19 protein-coding genes are annotated in these 19,684 nt (G+C 63.2%); 12 read left to right on the forward strand and 7 right to left on the reverse strand.

Annotated features, from left to right (window positions below):
• Positions 1-186: 186 nt before the first annotated feature.
• Together PAA8504_RS16505 and PAA8504_RS16510 are read right to left on the reverse strand one after the other, a co-directional pair.
• Complete coding sequence (locus PAA8504_RS16505) at positions 187-1,089, reverse strand: hypothetical protein (RefSeq protein ID WP_146190515.1); 903 nt, start codon at positions 1,087-1,089, stop codon at positions 187-189.
• 106 nt (positions 1,090-1,195) lie between these two features.
• The gene (locus PAA8504_RS16510) at positions 1,196-2,233 is read right to left on the reverse strand and encodes a LysM peptidoglycan-binding domain-containing protein (protein WP_181375836.1); all 1,038 of its coding nucleotides are present in this window, start codon (positions 2,231-2,233) and stop codon (positions 1,196-1,198) included.
• A 639-nt stretch (positions 2,234-2,872) separates the two neighbouring features.
• Here PAA8504_RS16510 and PAA8504_RS21860 point away from each other — a divergent pair.
• Together PAA8504_RS21860 and PAA8504_RS16520 are read left to right on the forward strand one after the other, a co-directional pair.
• Complete coding sequence (locus PAA8504_RS21860) at positions 2,873-3,349, forward strand: CFI-box extended C-terminal domain-containing protein (protein WP_146190516.1); 477 nt, start codon at positions 2,873-2,875, stop codon at positions 3,347-3,349.
• Between the two features lie 454 nt (positions 3,350-3,803).
• Positions 3,804-4,148, forward strand: coding sequence for an H-NS histone family protein (locus PAA8504_RS16520; protein ID WP_245897671.1), 345 nt, complete (start codon positions 3,804-3,806; stop codon positions 4,146-4,148).
• A 34-nt stretch (positions 4,149-4,182) separates the two neighbouring features.
• On the opposite strand, the gene PAA8504_RS16525 is transcribed toward PAA8504_RS16520, so the two are convergent.
• Both PAA8504_RS16525 and PAA8504_RS16530 read right to left on the reverse strand, forming a co-directional pair.
• Positions 4,183-4,929 carry an SDR family oxidoreductase gene (locus PAA8504_RS16525; RefSeq protein WP_108895309.1) on the reverse strand — a complete coding sequence of 249 codons (747 nt, stop codon included), beginning with the start codon at positions 4,927-4,929 and terminating at the stop codon, positions 4,183-4,185.
• Between the two features lie 156 nt (positions 4,930-5,085).
• The gene (locus PAA8504_RS16530; protein WP_108895310.1) at positions 5,086-5,622 is read right to left on the reverse strand and encodes a hypothetical protein; all 537 of its coding nucleotides are present in this window, start codon (positions 5,620-5,622) and stop codon (positions 5,086-5,088) included.
• 626 nt (positions 5,623-6,248) lie between these two features.
• Between PAA8504_RS16530 and PAA8504_RS16535 the strand changes: the two genes are divergently transcribed.
• The 10 genes from PAA8504_RS16535 (at position 6,249) to PAA8504_RS16585 (ending at position 16,198) form a co-directional block, all read left to right on the forward strand.
• On the forward strand, positions 6,249-6,866 hold the full coding sequence (locus tag PAA8504_RS16535) for an autoinducer binding domain-containing protein (RefSeq protein WP_108895311.1): 618 nt from the start codon (positions 6,249-6,251) through the stop codon (positions 6,864-6,866).
• A 114-nt stretch (positions 6,867-6,980) separates the two neighbouring features.
• Positions 6,981-7,643 (forward strand): acyl-homoserine-lactone synthase, encoded by a 663-nt coding sequence (locus PAA8504_RS16540; RefSeq protein WP_181375837.1) that lies wholly within the window; start codon positions 6,981-6,983, stop codon positions 7,641-7,643.
• 677 nt (positions 7,644-8,320) lie between these two features.
• Positions 8,321-9,376, forward strand: a complete 1,056-nt coding sequence (locus PAA8504_RS16545) for a glycosyltransferase family 2 protein (protein ID WP_181375838.1) — start codon at positions 8,321-8,323, stop codon at positions 9,374-9,376.
• Between the two features lie 5 nt (positions 9,377-9,381).
• Entirely contained in the window at positions 9,382-10,866 is a 1,485-nt protein-coding gene (locus PAA8504_RS16550; protein WP_108895313.1) for a hypothetical protein, read from the forward strand.
• A gap of 16 nt (positions 10,867-10,882) precedes the next feature.
• The gene (locus tag PAA8504_RS16555; RefSeq protein WP_108895350.1) at positions 10,883-11,626 is read left to right on the forward strand and encodes a class I SAM-dependent methyltransferase; all 744 of its coding nucleotides are present in this window, start codon (positions 10,883-10,885) and stop codon (positions 11,624-11,626) included.
• Positions 11,623-12,519: a lysylphosphatidylglycerol synthase domain-containing protein gene (locus PAA8504_RS16560; protein ID WP_108895314.1), complete on the forward strand. Its 897-nt coding sequence runs from the start codon at positions 11,623-11,625 to the stop codon at positions 12,517-12,519. The genes PAA8504_RS16555 and PAA8504_RS16560 overlap by 4 nt, the downstream gene beginning before the upstream one ends.
• 237 nt (positions 12,520-12,756) lie before the next feature.
• The gene (locus PAA8504_RS16565; RefSeq protein WP_108895315.1) at positions 12,757-13,251 is read left to right on the forward strand and encodes an autoinducer binding domain-containing protein; all 495 of its coding nucleotides are present in this window, start codon (positions 12,757-12,759) and stop codon (positions 13,249-13,251) included.
• Between the two features lie 240 nt (positions 13,252-13,491).
• Positions 13,492-13,776 (forward strand): hypothetical protein, encoded by a 285-nt coding sequence (locus PAA8504_RS16570; RefSeq protein WP_108895316.1) that lies wholly within the window; start codon positions 13,492-13,494, stop codon positions 13,774-13,776.
• 420 nt (positions 13,777-14,196) lie between these two features.
• The gene (locus PAA8504_RS22130) at positions 14,197-15,003 is read left to right on the forward strand and encodes a hypothetical protein (RefSeq protein ID WP_181375839.1); all 807 of its coding nucleotides are present in this window, start codon (positions 14,197-14,199) and stop codon (positions 15,001-15,003) included.
• 739 nt (positions 15,004-15,742) lie between these two features.
• Positions 15,743-16,198: a hypothetical protein gene (locus PAA8504_RS16585; RefSeq protein WP_146190517.1), complete on the forward strand. Its 456-nt coding sequence runs from the start codon at positions 15,743-15,745 to the stop codon at positions 16,196-16,198.
• Positions 16,199-16,729: 531 nt separating this feature from the next.
• On the opposite strand, the gene PAA8504_RS16590 is transcribed toward PAA8504_RS16585, so the two are convergent.
• From PAA8504_RS16590 to PAA8504_RS22135, 3 genes are all read right to left on the reverse strand, one after another.
• Positions 16,730-17,680, reverse strand: coding sequence for an NAD-dependent epimerase/dehydratase family protein (locus PAA8504_RS16590; RefSeq protein ID WP_181375840.1), 951 nt, complete (start codon positions 17,678-17,680; stop codon positions 16,730-16,732).
• 457 nt (positions 17,681-18,137) lie between these two features.
• On the reverse strand, positions 18,138-19,412 hold the full coding sequence (locus PAA8504_RS16595; RefSeq protein ID WP_181375841.1) for a glycosyltransferase family 4 protein: 1,275 nt from the start codon (positions 19,410-19,412) through the stop codon (positions 18,138-18,140).
• On the reverse strand, positions 19,405-19,608 hold the full coding sequence (locus PAA8504_RS22135) for a hypothetical protein (protein ID WP_181375842.1): 204 nt from the start codon (positions 19,606-19,608) through the stop codon (positions 19,405-19,407). Before PAA8504_RS22135 ends, PAA8504_RS16595 begins: the two co-directional genes overlap by 8 nt.
• Positions 19,609-19,684 lie beyond the last annotated feature (76 nt).

Raw genomic sequence — 19,684 nt, forward strand, 5'->3', positions numbered from 1 at the left:
GGCGCTGACCTACGTCAACAACGGCGGCAACGATACCAGTCAGCTTTGCCCGGTCGCTCAATACGTCGTCGGGGCCAGTGGGCGGGCAACGCAGGTGGATGTTGCGGAATCATGTCCTGGTGGGCGCCCGTATGTCGACCGTTATAGGGCTGGTAGTCGACCGACCGTTGCGGGCTCCCGCCTCGGCTACTTCTGCTCGAACATGCCAACGGGAAGGACGCGTCCGGCCTCCACGACTGTTCGGTCGAGGCCATCGAGAAGTCCGGCGGCGTCGGAAGCCAGGTTGAGGGCCTGCACCTCTTCTCCCGAGATATTCCGGGCGACGGAGCCGAGCTCTCCCCCGAGGAGATCGCTCAGGACGCCCCGCAAGCGGTCGGCCTCGTCGATCTCTCCGTGAACGAATTCGATATCGGTCGCTCGCGTCGCGCAGTGGCGCTGCGCGGCTGGTTCGGGTATCCGCTCGCAGTTTTCGACCGGGGCGCGAATGCCAATCATCTCGTAGAAGGTCGACAGTAATTCCATGAACTGACGGTGACAGCTCGAGCGCGAGAAGACGCCGCTCACCCTCAGGCGAAGGGCCACGGCCTCGCCGTCGCTTCGTGTGAGAAGCCCGGTCTGCGAGGATTTCAGTCCATGGGCCTGGAGGCGCTGCCACACGCGGCGCATATCCGCGCGTTCCGGGCGGCCCGCCTCCCGGGACATCCGCTTATCGAGATCGCCCACGGACCATAGTCTGGGCACCTCGACCGCGCGCGCCGCCGCGGCCTCGACGCGTTCCCGGACCTGCCTCCTGCTGGCTTTGTCGACAGGTGGCGGGGCGAACGTCATAACCTGCTTGCCGTTGCCGAGGGTCCAGTCCGGATGAACCCTGCAATCGCCCTCGAAGATCGCCGGCGCCGATGCGAGCATCGCGGCCTCCCGCAGGATATCCGCCAGGACCGGGTCGTCCAGCGTATCCATCGGAAGGAGCAGGCCGCGGACGAGCACCGTGCCGCCGGGGAGGGGCATGAAGCTGCCGAGGAGGTCCGTTGCCAGGTCAATTCCCTGCGCCTCCGACCGCCCCGGGGACGAGGCGGTGGCCAGGATCAAGGAAAAAAACGCCCCGATGAGCGGCTTACGCAAGACCATGGTGACGGGTCCTTGGATTACCGGCCGGTCCGGGTGGCCGAGGACCGCCCGGACCGGACTGGCGGAATCAACTTCCGCTCAGATGGGCCTCCGAGACGTCCTGGAAGGTCCCGTCGTCGCGCATCCCGATCAGGCCCTTGTTGATCCTGAGGAGATTGATGCGGCTCTGCGGATTCGCCTTCAGGCCCACCGCGTGCAGGGACTGGACCGTGGCCAGGTTGATCACCTCGGCGACCTGGTCTCGGATGCCGAGCTCGGAGATGATACGGTCGGAGGTATCGGCATTAACGGTCACGAGATCGACTTCGCCCGAAGCCAGCCGCTCGAAACAGTCCGTCGGGCTGTCGCCGGCCACCCGGACGATGTCCGGCGGAGTCAGGCCCATGACCTCGAGGTCGTGGGTGAAGTAGCCGCGCGGCCGGCAGATCTTCTTGCCCATCGCGTCTCCAGGGGAGGAGATTGCGGCGGCCGCTCCGGACCGCGCGTAGAAAGTCACCACCACGTCGTGGAGATTTTCCGACCAGAGGAGGTTCTTGCAGCGCCATTGCGAGGCTTCGCCTAGTTTGTCCATCTGGTCGCAATCGGGCCGGAACCACGGGAAGCCGATATCGTAGGCCCCGTCGGCGATCAGAGGCTGGAGGTGCGAACCCCAAGCCGGGATAACGTCGATCCTGTAATCGGCCGGCTGGTCGCCGTATTGCATTGCCCGCTCTACGAGTTCGTAGCTGTAGCCGCCCTGCCGGAGGCCCTGGTCAACATAGGGCGGGTAATCCTCGCCGGTCAGGATCTTGATCCCGTCGTCCTGGGCGCTGATCAGGTCCGGAAGGGACGGGCGAGAGCTCGTCCCGTCCACGACCTGCTTCGCCTCGCAGGGAATGTAGAGCTGGATCCCGACCGGAAGGCTAGACGGGTTGGATAGGACACCCGGGTTGTAGTCAAAGATCTGCTGGTAGGCCGTGTCGCGCCCGTAGGCGCGGCGGGAGATCCTTGAGAGACTGTCCCCCGACTGGGTGGTGTAGACGCTGTCGCACTCGAGATCCTGGGCCATCAGGGTGGCGGGAGTGGTCATGAGAGAAATCGCGCTGAAGAAGAAGATACCGGTCAATCGCATCGAGTATTGCTCCAGTTAACCATTCTTAATATTCTTCACTAAAGCATCAGGCCTCGCGCCGATCAATAATTTCTCTGCGCGGTATGTTTTCCGAACCGCGTCCTCCTTTCGTTGCGCATGATTTATGACGTGTTTTTCGAGGGATAATAAATGGGATCAATTTCAAGGCGAGTGCTTTTCGCACTCGGTATCGGTGTAGTTGCTACGAAGCGACTTCGGGCACAGGACTCGTCATCGGAGCCTCTTCCGACCTGCCGTCTATCAGGCAATCGGGGCGATTGGGAACTGACCTCGGAACTGCGATCGATTGCCGATGGTATCCCGAAGGTGACGGACATGTTGCGGATTTCCGATGCAAACCACGTCATCTCGATCGAAGCAAACCGAAAGGGGTCGGACCTCTCCAGCGGACGGCTTCGAATCGTGATCCGCAATGCCCCCTATCGGGGGTCCAGGGCACTCGGTTGGGCGCAGCAGCCCGTGGGGCTCGTCGTCGACGGCACCGCGGTGCGCGTCGGAGACATGTCTCTTGATCGAAAGACGAGCGGGAGCGACAAGGGAAAGGTTGCCGACTTCCTCCTGTTGGAGGAAAATCTGGCATCTCTCCTTGCGCAGCTGGAGAGGGGATCTCGGATGGTGGTTCAGTCTGCCATCGCATCCGAAGGTTCGGAGGAGCTCTCCAACGTCGCATCGGTCTTCGATGTCGCACCACTCCATGATATCGATCAGGTCTTCGACAGGGCGCATGCCTCGATGGAGGCGTCCCTGCGCGCGCGTCAATGCGAACCTCAGACGGGCGGCTGCCACCTGACCACGGTCTGTTGCGGGATGGCCGGTCTTGCCGACGATTGCTGGGAACTCAGGACGCTGCGCGCCTTCCGGGACGGGTGGCTGGTCCACCAGGAGGGCGGCCGCGCGGATATCGCCCGATACTACCAGGAGGCGCCGAAGATCTCCCGGGCGTTGGCCGGCGATCCACGCGCCGCGCGCAGGGTCTATCTCCGCTTCATCCTGCCTTCTGCCGTAATGGCGTATCTGCGCTGGAACCGGGCGGCTTGGGAGATCTATCGCCGGGGGGCGGCCCACGCGTCGAACCGGTGCAGAACCTGACCGCTCGTCGATGTCGACCCTCGGAGAGGGGAATGGGGGCATTCGAGCGTTTGCAGGTGCAGGTCGAATGCGAACCCTTGTGAACCGCAACCTCGAGGTAGGCGGTCGCCGAGTCGAGATGGCTCGAATGCCCGGAGGGTTCCAGCGGCCGCCGAACCGGAATGCGCCTTCCCCGGTGTGCCAAGTTGGGGCGTGGCGCTCCTGGTTGATGCGCTAGAACCGGATGCCCCTGGCCCGATCCGGCTGCGCGACTGGGAGGCTACGCCGCCTCGGGCCAGCTTTCGGTGCGCTCAGAGGAATCAATCTTCGACGCCAATAGGGGGTCAGAATTGGGCGCCGATCGATACCCCGGGCCGGGGCGCGGCTCGCGACCCGTTAAGATCGATCCGACCCAGAGCGGAAAAGTTATTGTAACGGCGTTAACTTTTTTGGCATATCTCATTGAGACAAATTGATGAAAAGGACCATCATGGCTGGCGCCCGTATCTCCAAAGAAGAACTCAATTCCATGTCGCTTCAGGAGCTCAAGGAGATGCGGGATGCCGTGGAAACTGCGCTTGCATCCCTCGAGCGGCGTCAGAAAGCCGCCGCTTTGGCCGCCATCGAAGCCAAAGCCAGGGAGTTTGGCTTCAGCCTCTCCGAACTGCAAAACGGCAAACGGTCGGATCGCAAGAAATCCTCTCCGAAATACAGGAACCCCGCGAATCCCGATGAGACCTGGACCGGACGCGGTCGTCAGCCGCAATGGATGAAAGACGCGCTCGCAGCAGGGCAGAGCAAGGACCAGTTCGCCATCTGACCTCGCACCACCCGTCGCTCCCCGGGGCAACGGCTCAGAGGTGCAGTCTCTTGAAGAGACTTTCGGGCAGCAGGCGTATGACAGCCATGATCGGCTGCCAGACCCGCCTGGTGTAAACGATGTTCCGCCTACGCATGACGGCCGTCCGGATCGCTTCGGCCACCTCGTCCGGCGCGGCCGTCAGGCGAGCGGGAAGCTCCATGCCTTCGGTCATCTTCGTCGCGACGAACCCCGGCAGGACCGTGACGACATGGACCCCGCGCCCGTGGAGCCGGTTGCGCAGCCCCGACAGGAAGGCCGTGAACCCGGCCTTGGCAGACCCGTAGACATAGTTCGTCGCCCGGCCCCGCTCCCCGGCGACCGAGCTGATCCCCACGATCACACCCGTCCCGCGCACCGCGAACCGTTCGGCAAGCCCCCCCAGAATGCTTGCTGGCCCTTCATAGGTACTGCGCATGACAAGGCAGGCCGCGACCGGATCGCGTTCGCTGGCCCCCTGATCGCCCATCAGCCCCACGGCACAGATCGCGATCCCGGGCAGCGCCGGCAGGGCGTCGACGAAGGCCACGTGCGTCTCGATGGCCAGCACGTCGAACTCGTGCAGGGTGACGGGCACACCATGGCGCAGCGCCAGATCCGCGCGCATGGCTTCGAGCCCCCGGACATTCCGGGCGGCCAGCTGGATCGGATGGCCGGTCCGGGCAAAGACGTGGGCCACGGCCCGGCCGATATCCGAGCGCGCGCCCAGAACGAGTACGGGCACATGATCCGGGGTGGTCATATCTTGATCTTTTCCATGGTGGGGCCGGAACAGGGACATGCTCTTCTGCCCGGGAAACTGCCCCCGTCCAAGCCGGTATCCACGCAGCCCCGTCGTGGCCTCGCGCAAGGGGGGCGTGCCCTTGCCCCTCCCGGCGGTACCGTCTTGCGTATGCTGTCAGATCGAGCGCGCCATTGCGACCATAGCGCTGGTCTTGGTAAACAGCCGGTCGACGAAATTGGCGCTGTCCTGTCCGAACCGGGCGAAAGGGCCGGACGCCGGGCGCACTTTCGGATCGGGCGGCGCCAAGCTGCCCTGTTCGACGATGGCGCCGTTTTCCGTCACGAAATAGCTGTTGCAGTGAACCCATTTCACCCGGTCGGAGGGCAGGGCATCCAGGACGAACCGTGTCGCCGCCGTACAGATATGAAACCGCTCGAGAGCCAACGGGGCGGCCGGGACAAGCCGTTCGGGCGTTTCGACCGCGACGGTGATCTCCTGCGGCCGCTGATCGTCGACGCAGACGCTCAGAACATGAGTTTTCGAGCGCAGTTCGATCTCGTTGCGAGACACGTAGGCAGTCTTTCCGAAAACATGGCCGTGATCGGCCAACCGATCGAGGATCTCCAGTGCAAGAGGATTGGCTCGAAACGTGACCACCCTGCCATACTGGATGACCGCGCGTGTTTCGTGGTGATACTGCTCTGCCGACATGCAACCCCCCGTTGCTTTTTCATGTCGGAACTCTTCTGCGCGGATGTGCCGAAAATATGGCCAGAAAACGAAGATCCATCCATATTGAGGAAAATCCTCTGAAACAGGGATAATTCGTCCCGATCAATCAACCAGAAAGCCAAATTCCCGCAGCGTGGCCATCTGATATGCGTGCGTGCGCACCTCACAGCCTCGGGTTGTCGCAAAGAGATTGCGAATCGCGGTCCACGTGACAAGATGGCGAAGAGAGATGAGATACATCGGGTGTCCTATCAGTTGTCTCACTCTAACGACCCAGACCGATCCGCGCCTCATGCACATAAGTTAGTTTTCGGACGCCTGCCCGATCCAGTATGCCAAGATCAGCCTGTTTGTTCACGCACGGCGGACAGCAACCACACGAGCCGCTCTCGACACCCGCCCGGGCCTGGGAAAGCCCCCTCAAAGTCTCCGCCCCTGTTTCACGCGCCAACGCGGAACCGACCTCGCCAGCAGCACCGATTGGCCACATGATTCAGCGTCAGTTGTCTTCACATCTTTCGGCACGCGTGATGCGTGTCATATGCTCAAAGACGCCGGGGCGTCTCGACCGCGACCACGGCACTGCCTGACGGAGTGACGAGTTGATGAACGACCTGGAAGATTTCCTCCAGGAAAGCCCCCTCGAGGCGCTCGCGCCGAGCGGGTACCACATTGCCCTGCGCGTGGGCTTCGCCTTTCCAGAGGTCGAGCATAACACTTTCCCCCGGGCCTGGATCGAGACCTATACCCAATCTGGCTTCATGCTCCACGATCCGGTCATCCGATGGATCTACGACAATGTCGGTACGATCTCGTGGAGCCAAGTCGCCGGTGCCGACGCCCGCGGCGTGCTCCAAGTGGCCCGGACCTACGACCTTGCCTTTGGCGCCGTCGTCAGCATGCGCGACGAAGAGGAAACGGGCATCCGCTCGTTCGGCAATTTTGCGCGCGCAGACCGGGAGTTCACGGCGGACGAACTTGCAATGCTGCAAGATCTCGTCATCGATCTCCATGCCAGGACGCGCCCGCCACAATCGCTGACCTCTGCGGAGCTCAAGACCCTCGAACTTCTCGGCACAGGACTCTTGATGAAGGAAATTGCCTATCAGCTGGGCATCAGCGAAAGTGCCGTGAAACAACGCCTGGCAAATGCCAAGGTGAAGATGTCCGCGCGCACCACGACCCAGGCTGTCCTTCAGGCCACGCAACTGGGCTGGATCTGAACCTCGTTGCAACACACGCGCCATCGAATGCCCGGAATACGGGAGAATGACGTGCCAAATTCGCCATACCACCTTCATATGAGAGGCAAAAAGCAAAATCTCTATCGAGGCAAAATGGCAGGCAACATCACCGGAGCCACGTTCGGCTTCCAGGACATGCATCTTCACGGATCCGCGTTCTACGACTTTCTCATGCTCAGAAAGCGCTTCTTCGTCGACACCTTGGCCTGGAACATCCCTCACAACGACGCCGTGGAACTGGACCAGTACGATACCCCCGTCTCCTCCTATTCCGTAGCCCTGCTCGACGGCCGCGTCGTCGCGGGCGCGCGGATCATGCGCTTCACCGATCGCTGGGGGACGCATGGCTGCATGCTTCAGGATGCCGCCGACGGCAAGCTGCCGGGCATTCCCACAGATGTCCTGCCCCAGGGCCGGACTTTCGGAGAAGCGTCCGAATGCACCCGGCTCGTCCTGAGCGATACCCTTCCCAATAGCCAGGTCCGGGAGGAGGCGCTCGCCCTCGTTGTGCGCGGCCTCGTCGAGCTTGCGATCGGGCACGGATCACACGAGCTCGTCACGCTCACCGTTCCCGCCTTTCGCCGCTCCCTCCGGCGCCTGGGCTATGCCGTGGACCAGATCAGCGCCCAGTATCACAGCCCGCTTGACGGGCGGACATACGCCATCCTGCGTATGCCTGCGCGCCATGCCGACCGGCAAGGTGGGGATCGCGAGATCGCCGCGCTCTTTCCCCTGCCCGGCCGTCTTGGCCTTTGACACGGTCTTGCCCCAAGATAACCTTGCGCTTTTCCAACTGCAGGCCCCTTCCGGCCCTATGCTCAGACGGGAAACAAAGGATCACGGGGCATGCGCCGTACAGTCTTGCACACACATACCCACTACTTTGACTGGGATGCCGTGCTCCTCGTGAGCCCGACCGCGAACCGTAACGCCCCCCCGGCCGCGGTCGGGCATACCACAAGCGAGCCCCGCCGGCCGCGGTCCTGATCTCCTGCCGGCAGAGACAGCCGAGACCAAAGCCGTCGTGACGGTACAGAAGCGCGCGCCAGACAGGACCCATCCAGCCTGGGCGGTAGGAGGCAAATCTCCGTTGGACAAAGAGAAACCCCGGCCGGGCCAGGGTTCCAGCCGTTAGGTGCGGCAAACTGCATTGCTTTCAGTTGACGTTGTCTACCGGGTTACCCGACTTCCAAAGCTGACCGGGCGTCTGCGTATTTTTTCAGCCGCTGAATGCGGCGAACACATCTTATCTACCCGCCCCGACCAGACGCATCGGAAAAATCGAGGCCCCTTCGGGAAAAACGGCCCCATCGCCAAACCGCAGGAAATGCAAAGGGATGGCAAATAGGCCGGATATCGTCATTCCAGAGCCACATTGTCCGGCCACGCAGCCCCGAAGACCGGCGGAAAGGAACCGGTATCAGGAGAGCCAGATGTCGTACGCGTTTCGCACGCCGGGACCCCGTAGCCCCGCCAACAGCCCCCCCTTGAAGCTGATTGTCCAGGTCCCCTGCTACAACGAGGCCGCGACCCTGCCCGACGTGCTGGCCGACATCCCACGCGAGATCGCGGGAATTGCTCGGGTCGAAATCCAGGTGATCGACGATGGATCCTCGGATGCGACCGCCGAGGTGGCCCGGCACGCCGGGGTCGAGCACGTCCTGCGACAGAAGACCAACAAGGGACTGGCCGCAAGCTTCCAGGCCGGGATCGACAATGCCCTGGCCCAGGGCGCCGACATCATCGTCAACACCGACGGCGACAACCAGTATAGCGGCAGTTCGATCCCCGACCTGGTCCGCCCCATCCTCGAAGGCCGGGCCGATATCGTCCTGGGCGACCGGCGCCCTGGCCAGAACCGCGCGTTCTCCCCCACCAAGCGCTTGCTGCAACGTCTCGGCAGCCGGGTCGTGCGCCAACTCGCCGGGATCGAAGTTCCCGACGCGGTCACGGGCTTCCGCGCCTATAGCCGCGACGCGGCCATGTGCATCAACGTCATGACCCGCTTCAGCTATACCATCGAGACGCTGATCCATGCCGGGCAACGCGGCCTGACCGTCGTCTCCGTTCCGGTGCGAACCAACGCGGCGACGCGCCCCTCGCGTCTGTTCCGATCGATCCGGCAGTTCGCCGCCTGCCAGGGGGTGACGATGATGCGCAGCTGCGTGATGTATCGCCCCTTGCAGACCTTCATGAGCCTCGGCCTCCTGATGAGCGTGATCGGCGCCCTGCCGATCCTGCGGTTCCTCTACTTCTACGCCACCGGCGCCGGGGACGGGCATGTCCAATCACTGGTCCTGGGCGGCGTGCTTCTGCTGGCGGGATACCTGACGATCGTGATCGCTTTCCTCAGCGACACGATCGCGACGAACCGCAGATTGACCGAAGAAGCGTTGTTGCAGCTGCGCCGGATCGGGGCCGATCGACCGAGCGCGGCGCCGCTCGGCCCGCATACGCCCCCGTCTTCCTTCGAGATCGCGGCCGAATGACGGGCGTGACAGCCATTTCGGAGACCCGTCCGACCCTTCCGAGCCCGTCCGTCGCGATCGCAGGGATCGGCGCCGGGCTCTACGCAGTCTTTCTGTTCCTCTCCGTCCGGATGGAGTTGCCGGCGTTCGGTCATGACTTCTACGACCAGGTCTGGCTGGCCCTGCGCGAGGGCCGGCTTGACCTGCCGGCCCGCGTGGTGCGGCTCGAAGGACATTACACGCCCGATGGAACCGCCCATTTCTACCACGGCCTCGCGCCCCTGATGACCCGGGCCTTGCTCGCCCCGGTCATGGCGATCGGACAGGTCAGTCTCGCCCCCTTCTCGATCTGGCTCTGGGCCGTAATCGGCAGTACGCTCTACCACGCCGCCTTTCTGCAGGTCGTGCCCCTGGCCGTGCCCCGGGCCCGTGCGATTGTCTCCTTGCTGACCTGGTTCGGCGGTCCCGGCATTCTCCTGGCGGGCAGCCATGCCTTCTACCACGAGCCGATCGGCCAAGCCTATGCGCTTGGCGGGGGCTTCGTGCTGATCTGGGCCCGCGCGGTACGGGCAGGACGGATGTCGGGGGCTGCGCTGATGGGCTTGGCGGCACTCGCCGCGGCCTGCGTCCATGCCCGTCCGAGCCTCGCCGTCGCCTTCTATGCGGGCGTCGTCCTGGCCGCAGGCTGGGCGCTCCGGGCCGGCGGTTCGCGCCGGCTTGCACCCCCCCTGGTGGCCATTTCGATACTGGGGGTCGGCGGCGGGGGGTACCTGGCCTTGAACGAGGCGCGGTTCGGTGCGGTGTCCGCGACCCATGGCAGTTTTGAAAAGAGCGACATCCAATACGGCACCGTGTTCTGGGGCCTGGAGGACGAGGACGACCTGCGCCCCCGAGCCTTCATCGACCACGGGCGCCTCCACGCGGGGCGGATCGTGCCCAATGCGCTGGTCTATGCCGCCCTGCCGCCTGCGCAGATGATCGATGCGAACATTTCGGCCCAGCTGCTTCACGCAAGCTACACCCTCCCACGTACCGGTTTTACCCGGATCGAGGCGCCCGTCGCGGGCCTTCTCTTTCTCTGGACCGGATGGATCGTCGCGGCCAGCGCCGGGATTGCCGGGCTGCGCCACGCCGCGCCGGGGCAACGCATGCTGGCAGGCGCAACCGGGATCGGCGCCATCCTGATCCTGGCCTATGCCACGATCACCCTGCGCTATCTGCTCGATCTGTGGCCGTTCCTCGCCGCGCTGGCTCTGATCGGCCTGCCGCGACTGGTCTGCAGGATCGGGACAATGTCGCGAAGGCGCGCCATGGTCCTCGCCGTGGCCACAGGGATCGGCATGGGTCTCAATCTCCAGGCGGCCACGGACTACCGCCAGATGTTCCGCGAAGACCCGGCCTCGGCATTCGCCGCCTGGGACGCTGCATCCTGCCGCGCACGGGCGCGGACCGCGAGCCTGCCCGCAAGCCGGATCGGCGAGATCTGCCGCGATCCACGGGTTGGGACATGACATGGGAGGCCCGGCCATGGCACATGCCCTGCGCCTGAAAAGCAGTTACATCTCGACGATCCGGGGCCTCGCGACGCTGTCGCGCGGAACCGGCTTCACCCGGTGGCTGGATGCCCGGCAGGACCGGTCCCGGCTGGCACATTGGACCCGCTCGCTCGGAGCAATCCACGATCTCGACGCCATGATCGCCCTCGACGTGCCCTGGTGGACCTATCGCGCCATCGATGCCGTGACGCTCTTTCTGGCAAGCCGCCCCGAGGCACGGGTCTTCGAGTACGGATCTGGCGCAAGCACGGCCTGGCTCGCGCGCCGGGCGGGGCATGTGACCAGCGTGGAACACCATGGCGGGTGGCATGACCGCATGCAGATCGCACTCGCCGCGCGGTCCGATCTCGGTCCGGTCGATCTGTCTCTCGTGCCACCCGACAACACCCCCGCATCCGACATGAAATACCGGTCGGCAAAACCCGGCGAGACCGGCAGGAGTTTTGCCGCCTATGCCCGCACGATCGACGACGGCCCGGCCACGCCCTACGATCTCATCGTCATCGACGGGCGCGCGCGGCAAGCCTGTCTCGACCATGCAGCGGATCACCTCGCGCCCGGCGGCATGATCGTCTTCGACAATTCAGCCCGTCGCCGCTACCGCCGCGCGATCGCGGCATCCCCGTTCGATGCCATCCCCCTGCGTGGCCTGACCCCAGCCCTGCCCTATCCAGATCAGACAACGCTGCTCTTCCGCGCAGAGCCGGCAGCATGACGCGCCCGGTCCGGTTCGCAAGGCTCGCCGGGGCCCTTGGCCTGGCGGTCGCCCTGGCGTTCATGCTGTACGAGGGGCTCGACCACCGCGCAGCCTTGGCCGATTGGCGGCCGGGATGGACCATGGCCGCCCTGCTCGGCGGCCTTGCCCTGGTTTATGGCGCGGCACTGTTCCTGTTGGCGGAAAACTGGCACCGGATCGTCGCGCTCTACGGTACAGAGCCCCGAAACCGCACTTGGCCCTCCTATACCACCACACTCATCGCCCGGTATCTGCCGGGCAACGTCGCCCATATCCTCGCCCGCGCCGCCTGGTTGCGCACCGGCCCGCTCGGCAAGGCCGACCTGGCCCGCGCCAGCGCGTTGGAACTGATCGTGACCCCGCTTGGCGCCGGGCTCGTACTCGTGCTCCTGGCGCCGGCGCTGCCCGGTTCCGTCCTCCCATCGGGATGGGACGCCGCCGTGCTCCTTCTCGGGGTGCCGACACTGGGCCTCGGGACCGCCCTGGCCATCCGATGGTTGCAGCCACCCCAGGCGCGGACCGCCTGGACACCGCTTTTGGGGCCGTTGCTGCTCTCGATGCTCTTCATGGCAGCGCTCGGCGCGATATTTGCGGCCATTTCCGGCAGTATCGCCGGCACCGGACCCGCCTTCGCAATGGCGGTCGGGTTGGTCGGTTGGCTGGTGGGTTACGTCACGCCCGGCGCGCCGGGTGGCCTCGGGACCCGCGAGGCCGCCATCACGCTCCTGCTGTCGACGACCGTACCACCGGAGGCGGCGATCATCACGGCCCTAGCTTTCCGGTTGGTCACCATGCTGGGCGAACTTGCGTGCTTTTTCACCGGGGTCCTCGCGCGTCCGCGCCGCCTTGGAGCCCCAGCCCAGACCGGCTGAACCGCGGCTGGATCAAGCTCTTGCCTGCAACCCATGGGTGATGACTCTCCTTGCACTTCGCGCCAAAAGAACTTCAGATGAGCGCACCATGTGGATCCCGATTTTCCCTGCCCGCCAGAATACGCATGCGGCCGATTTCGACGGCGCCCGAACAGGATCGCATGGCCAAGTTTCCCCGAAAATGATACCATCAGGTCCAACCCGGTCGGTCCGGGCCCGGCTTTCCGGCGGAACCAGATGACACTGACCGAAGAACTGCGTGGCCTGCTCGAACGCCTCAAAGCCGAGGCGCCAAAGGGGTTTGCCGCCGCGTTCCATATCGATTTCACGGCCCCCCGCTACCTCTTCCAGACCTATGACGAGGCCTGGCGAACCTACTATTCCACCGCCGGCCTCGTGATGAAGGACCCGGCCGTGAAATGGGGATTTACCCATGACGGGATCGCCCCCTGGTCCGACCTCGAAGACCTCGACACGGAAGGGGTCTTCACCACGGCGGCAGAATACGGGCTTCATTACTGGGCCGTGATCGCGACCTCGACCGGCGGCAGCAAGAGCATCGGGGCCTTCGCCCGTGGCGAAACGGCCTTCTCGGACGCGGACAAGAACCGGATCCAGGTCCTGTTCGAGGAGCTGCACGTCCTTACCCGCAAAGGCATCGACGTCGACCCCGAATTCGGGGCCATGCTGAGCGCGCTGTCGGTGACGCTGACACATCGCGACGGCCAGTAGCGGCGCGACCTCCCGCGATCAAAGGCGCAGCCCGACCGCGGTCCGCGCAATGCCCGTCATCGAGACACGAAAATGGCAGAATGGTCATAATTCAGACCCCCGGGCCGCCCCTCGTTCTCGCTGGCGAGAAAGACCCGGCTGGCGCAGGACATTGTTTCAAGACCGACCTGCCCATTTTGCCATGTGTGAATCCAACGCCGCACCCGGCATTCATGGCGCGAACCCAGAGCCGGAGTCCCCATGTTTCACAGTGTCGAAATCACGGCTGCGCAGACAGCCGAGGGCGAGACGGTCTTCGACGTGCATCTCCATCATGCCTACGGACATCGCGTCTTCGCCACGCGCAGCGCGCAGTATGAAAACGCCATCCTGAGCGCCGAAATGCTCAACGGCGATTGCGGCCCGGTTACCGACCGCGTCCACGAAATCGCCCCCTCTTATCTCAATACCCCCCGCAAGACAGCAAATTCCGTCGCATCCGACCGCCTGGCAGAGGTGTTTCACGGCGTGACAAACAACCAGTAGGTCTTTCCAACCGGTTCGATGGGACAGTGAGGCCGGATCATTGCAGTGACAGGTGATCGCACCCCAATTCCGAAAAACGCGGAGATGATCAGGGGGAGTGACGACGACACGCCCCCGCGTTCAGGGGACCTGGGGAACGGTCCCGTCTCAGGCGAGCATAAGATCACCCGCAAAGCTGCTGATGCAGAGCAGGATGTTCGTCTCCAATATCCCCGCATCCTCCCGCGGGAGGTAGCCCCATGAACTCTTCCAAGCCGACCTGCCGCGCAGGCGACCCTGGCAGGGCCGGTCACCGCCGGGCGCGACATCACAGGGCGTTGTCCACATGTTTCGGACCCGCAAAACCCGCCCCGGTATTGCCCCAAGGCCCCCGGATGGAGGATCCTGCCCGAACGCCAAGCCGCTCCGGGAAAGAAGCCGATGACCGAGATCGATGATGTCGAACCCGTCCTCTCCGAGGACCCGCTCCGCTGGGGCGCCCTGATGCTGCCAGCGCTTTCCAATATCACCGCCCCTCCCGATCGACGAGTGGCCATGGTGCCCCCGTTCGACGGCTCGGCCATGCCCGCCGCGATGATGGCCGCGCTGAACCGGATAGACGCGGACCGGTTCTCCACGCGCGGCGACCGGGACACCGGGGCACACAAGGCCAGGCCGGGAAAAAGATACAATGTCGCCAACGCGACGAAAACCATGGCCACCCTCCTGCGGATCGCCCGGTTGCAGCTCGGCGCCCGTGGACCCGCGCTCGATCATCTCTACGACGCATACGCAACGCGCGAGGCCTGGATGAACAACAGAATCGGCGCGGTGAGCGTCTGGGCCGAAAACCTGCGCCGCGCGTACAGTCACCTGCCTCTCTTCAAGACCGCCAAGGTGACCCAGATCGCGCTTGCTCGCAGCTTGCGCCATCAGATCGGCGATCCCGCAGGGCCGCACGCGGCTGCACGCCTCCTTGGTCTCCATCGGGCCTGGTGCCAAGGGATCGGCCTCCCCTTCGGCGGGACATCCGAAATGAACGGGCTCCTGGGCGCGATGGGCGATTTCAGCAAGCATTCAGACGCCCAGATCAAAGCAACGCTGCGCAAAATCGCGAAAACCGCCCCGCAAGGCAAAACGTCGAACGACGATATCGGACAGTTCATCACCCCGATCTTCGCCGAGGTAAGCGACGTTCTCGCCCCCATATTCCCGATCCGGCCCCTTGCAGGTAACGTCGGAAGGTAGACCTGGAGACCGGAATGCCGATACCCGGGAATGCTGCAGCGCGTCCCGCCAGGCGAACCGATAGGCAAAGCATCCAGGGGCCGATCACGCACAGGACGAGGGCTCCAAGACCGACGCGACCGCGAAGACGCCGCCTGCGGCCGCGTGCGGGTCATACCTGCCGCCAGCCACACGCGGGTGTTCGCCGGGACAAAGCATGCGGACAGCTCCCGGATCAACCGGGTCAGCGCCTCAGGATCGTAGGCTCCGCTGATCCACAGCCGGATAGTGCCTCAGCTCGTGGTGTAGGAGGCCGCGCGGTGTCGATCTCGATCGTGCATGCCACAGGCGCGGGATCGGTGGCAGTTCCACTATCGTCATGCACTGGCCGATCGACGATCTCGACGGAAAGAAACAGGCCGCATCCGGCTTTGCCGACGCCTTCGACGCATGCGCGGGCCGCGCAGCCACTTGAAGATCAGGTTGGTATTCATCGAGCAGCGCTGCACCACCCACGTCACCGACACATCCGGTGCCGTCGTCTGCAAACAGATCGACCGCTTCTCCTCATCCGTCCAAAGACGCTTTGTCGGACGCGCCATCACGTCCTGATAGTCGCGGCAGAGCAACGATGCCGGAGGCCTACTCCTCGCCTCGCATTCCAGATCGTTTTCCCGTCCAACCTCGGGAGGTAGACCCGGAGATCGGGACGACGGCTTGAAGGATGCTGTGATCTCTCAGTCCCTCAATGGATCGCAACATGGAACCGCTTGTCGAAACCGTCCCTCCCCGCTACCTCCGAGCAGGCTACTGCCTGCGTCTTCTCGCCTCGTGTGGCCTGCACACCGATCCCGATACGGCCGTGGTCCGGATCCGCGGCCTCAGCGACATCTGGCATGCCCGAACCCACGACGGCATGCTAACCAACTGGTCCTTCTTTCGCGAGCACCTGCGCTGCGACCGGGCCAGGCAGGCACCGCAGCGCAGGTCCTGGCGTATCCGCCTGCGGCGCCTCGCCCACCGTCCCGCGGTCTGGCATGCGGCGGCCGTCTTCATGCGCCAGCGACACATCCTCGACGAGACGCACTTCATGAAGCAACGCGTCCTCTTCTGTCACGCCATCCTCCATGCCGACACATTTGCCGAGGCGCGGGAGATGGCCGATGACGCCTCCTACTGCCTCGAGGATGCTCAGGGCCGTGCGCCTTGGGACTAGGGATGAGCAGCGTCACGCCCGGGACTGAATGTAAAATTTTCTGGAAGAGGCTTTTTCGCACCCATGACGCCTTCCTCGGCGCGATCGCCAAACGGTCCACGGGCGTGAGAACCCGGCGTCGGCGACCGCGCGCTCCGGCCTTGCAGTCGACCCGGCAGAAGGCCCCACACCTCCGGCAGACTGTCGGCAAAGATCCCGCCCGTCGAATGCCGATGGATCACCAAACGCCAGCCCGTCCTCCATCTTGAAGGAAGACGTGAGAGCAGCACGGCGATGCGTCCGATCTCGATCGCCGTGGTGTTTCCCGCCCGGTTGCAAAGAGGGTAACGGCCAGCAGCTCGTCGATGCTGCCAAGTGTCGTTTGCGGAAGGCTCGAAAAGACGATCGATCCTGTCGTCGCAAAGATATGATGGTGGGATCGACAACGCTGACGACTCGGTCGGCAAGATGCATCGACCCGAGGCCTTGTCCTGCGGCGCGGAGCAACAAATCCGGCTGCATTGCTTGCCCATCAGCAATGCACTCTCGCACTCACCCCCTGGCGTCGAAAAACCAGTCGTAGCTCGCGGCCAGACCATCCGCGAGACCGATCGAGGGTGACCATCCCAGCCGGGCCAGCAGACCGGCATCGAGAACCCGCGACGGTCGGGTCTCGCGCCGCGCCGGGTCGCGCACGATCCGGCCCGAATAGCCCGTCACGCGCGATGCCAGCACCGCCAGATCGGAAACTGAAATCGCGTGCTCGGAGCCAATATTGAGATATCCGTGCCCGGCAGCAGCCGTATACTCCGCCTTTGGCAGATCGAGGACGAAAAGCGCCCCATCCGCCAGATCATCCACATGCAAAAAGCTGCCCAAAGCATCGCTCTCGCCGATTGCAACCTGATCCTGACCGGCGTTCCGCGCCGTATGGAACCTATGCAGGAAGGCCAATGGCAGATCCCCGGTCTCGGAATCGAAATCCCCTCCGGGCCCGTAAAGATCGGCTGTCACCATCGTGCGATAGTCGGTCCCGGCCTGCCGGTTGCAGTAGTCACACAGTTTCGTCCCCGTCGCCTTGGCCGTGGCATGGGGATCGCTCGACGCCGACAGCATGTCGATCAGGGACCGGCTCTCTTGCGCCGGGCCCTCCTCGCCTGCCGGGTAAATACCGGCAGGAACGAACCGCACCATCCGTTGCACCCCGGCCGAACGCGCCTCGTGGATCACGTTCGCCTCCATCATCAGGGTATCGTAGATGAAATCCGCAGGCGCCGTCGCGCGGACCGCAGGCCCGCCCGATCGGCCCGCCGCCATGATGATCACGTCGGGGCGCGTCTCCTGCAGGAAATGCCGTACCGCCGCCTGCTCGCGCAGATCGAGCGCGTCCCGCTCCCGCGTCAGACAGGTGATCTCCTCTCCGCCCATGCGCCGCTCTTCGAGCCGGCGCAGGATCGCCCGCCCCACCATGCCTTCATGGCCCGCCATGTAGATCGTCGTCATGCTGGTTCGTCCCGTTCCAAAGCCAATCTCCGCTCCGGACCCCTGCAACAGGGCCCGCATCGCCTCTCCTCCCGAATACGCGATCGACAGGCCAATGCCAGCAAAAGCCGAGGCCTTGCCGGTGGCGACACCCGCCAGGCCGCGGCTATCCCTATTAGCCGAGCTCCGTCCCCAAGACCCGATATCGCCGTGATGTAGGAACGCAACAAAATTGCAGGACACAAGTCACACAAAGACGGCGCCGAGCTGGAGGAGATACGCACCAGGCTCTTTGTGAACTATAGCTCACAGGCCAGACGGATTCGCCCCCTTGTCGTAGGGCAGCAGATCAATGCTAACCAGACTCCGGTCGCGGCTGGATGGAAGACCAGTGGCAGGTCAAATGGAGCGCGCAAACCGCCTCAAGATATAGTCGTCAAGAGGATCGGAGGTGACCGGCATTACGCTCACTTCGCCGTTATTCATTTTCGTGGGAAATCTCAATATCGTTGAGCTGCTCTTTTAGCCAGGTTACAAATTTTTCTTGCGCAGCTGAAGCGGAAAAGTGCTTCTTGGCCTTTGAAAGGGCTCTTTGCCCCATCTTGATCCTCAAATTTTCGTCTTGTGCAAGAGCTATGACCGTCGACGCAAAGTCATCGGGGTCGTTGGCTTTACATACAGAATGGGTTGCGATGTCCTCAACGCCTTGCAATGTGATTGATGTGGCGACGATCGCCTTTCCCAAGGCCATGGCCTCGATCAGTTTGATCTTGAGGCCGGATCCGAATGTAAGGGGAGATATAACAACTCCTGATCTATCATACATCTGCGCCAGGTCGTCGACGACACCCAGGAAGTTTACCGACGGAGTGCCCGAAAAATCCCTCATCCCTAGGGAAACGGTTCCGGCAACGTTCAATTTGGCACCTGGCACTGAATCCAAAACCTTCGGCCAACAATTCTGCAAAAACCACTTCAATCCGGAGATGTTGGGTTCTGTATTGCTTCCGACAAAAAGGATTTCCGCGGCATTGCCGGGTCGAGGTTCGTGTACTGTCGAGAATGATATCGGAACGGTTATGACCGGTTGCCCGGGCAAGTTCTCTTCGACAAACCCTGCCTCCGATTGTTGTATTGCGATTACGAGGTCGGCACGACCGAGCATTGCGACCTCGTCCACCATATTGATGGAGGCAACGGAGTCAGTGGTTCCCTTTGTGACAGCCATTTCGGCACGGGGGTGAAAAAGATCATGCATGATGGTCGCGGTGGATCGCGCCTTGGGTCCAAGAACATCGAACACTTCTGTCTGGAAAATATAATCTGCAATGACGATCGAGCCATCGGGTATATGGCTTGCGGCGTAGGCTTTGTCCGCCTGTGTCCAGGGCATTGCAATACTGTAAGGCGCTTTTCGGTCCTGAAGCCATTTGAGATTTATACCTGCGCGTCCTGCCGCCTTTGCCAGGACACCGTGGACCGCCGATATCCATATGGAGGGACTCAATGCAACGAGATATCGCCCAAGCCGGATCGAACCGCGCACATGGTGACGGGAGAATATGCTCATTTCAGGCCGAAGGCGAAGAATAGGCATCCGACCGAATAGTGAAGGGGAAGGCTGGATCAGGCTGGATGTCAGTCCAGCGCGGTCCACGGCATTTGCCAGATCTAGCAAATAGGCTGAACTGCCATTCGTGCGTCCGACCAAACGCTGCCGGCTGACAAACACCACATGACATTGTTCAGGCACTGGAATCTCCAAACGCAAGGTAGTTTGATTGCAGCTCTGAGTGAAACGCGAGCGCGAGTAAAGCAGGTTTGGCGATGGATTGAGTGGCTCGGCCATTCCGAGCGTAGAGTAAGGACGTGGCTCCGGAGGCGGCGACGTACAGCTTCTCCGTATCGGTGACGACGATCTGATGGCCGTGATCCAGCGGGTCTTCCATCGAGAAGTGACCCCCAACCGGATAATTCAGGCCGCATATTCGGCTCGGCAGGGCGACAATCTGACCTCAAACCGCG

It is taken from the genome of Palleronia abyssalis (assembly GCF_900302445.1).
GTDB lineage: Bacteria > Pseudomonadota > Alphaproteobacteria > Rhodobacterales > Rhodobacteraceae > Palleronia > Palleronia abyssalis.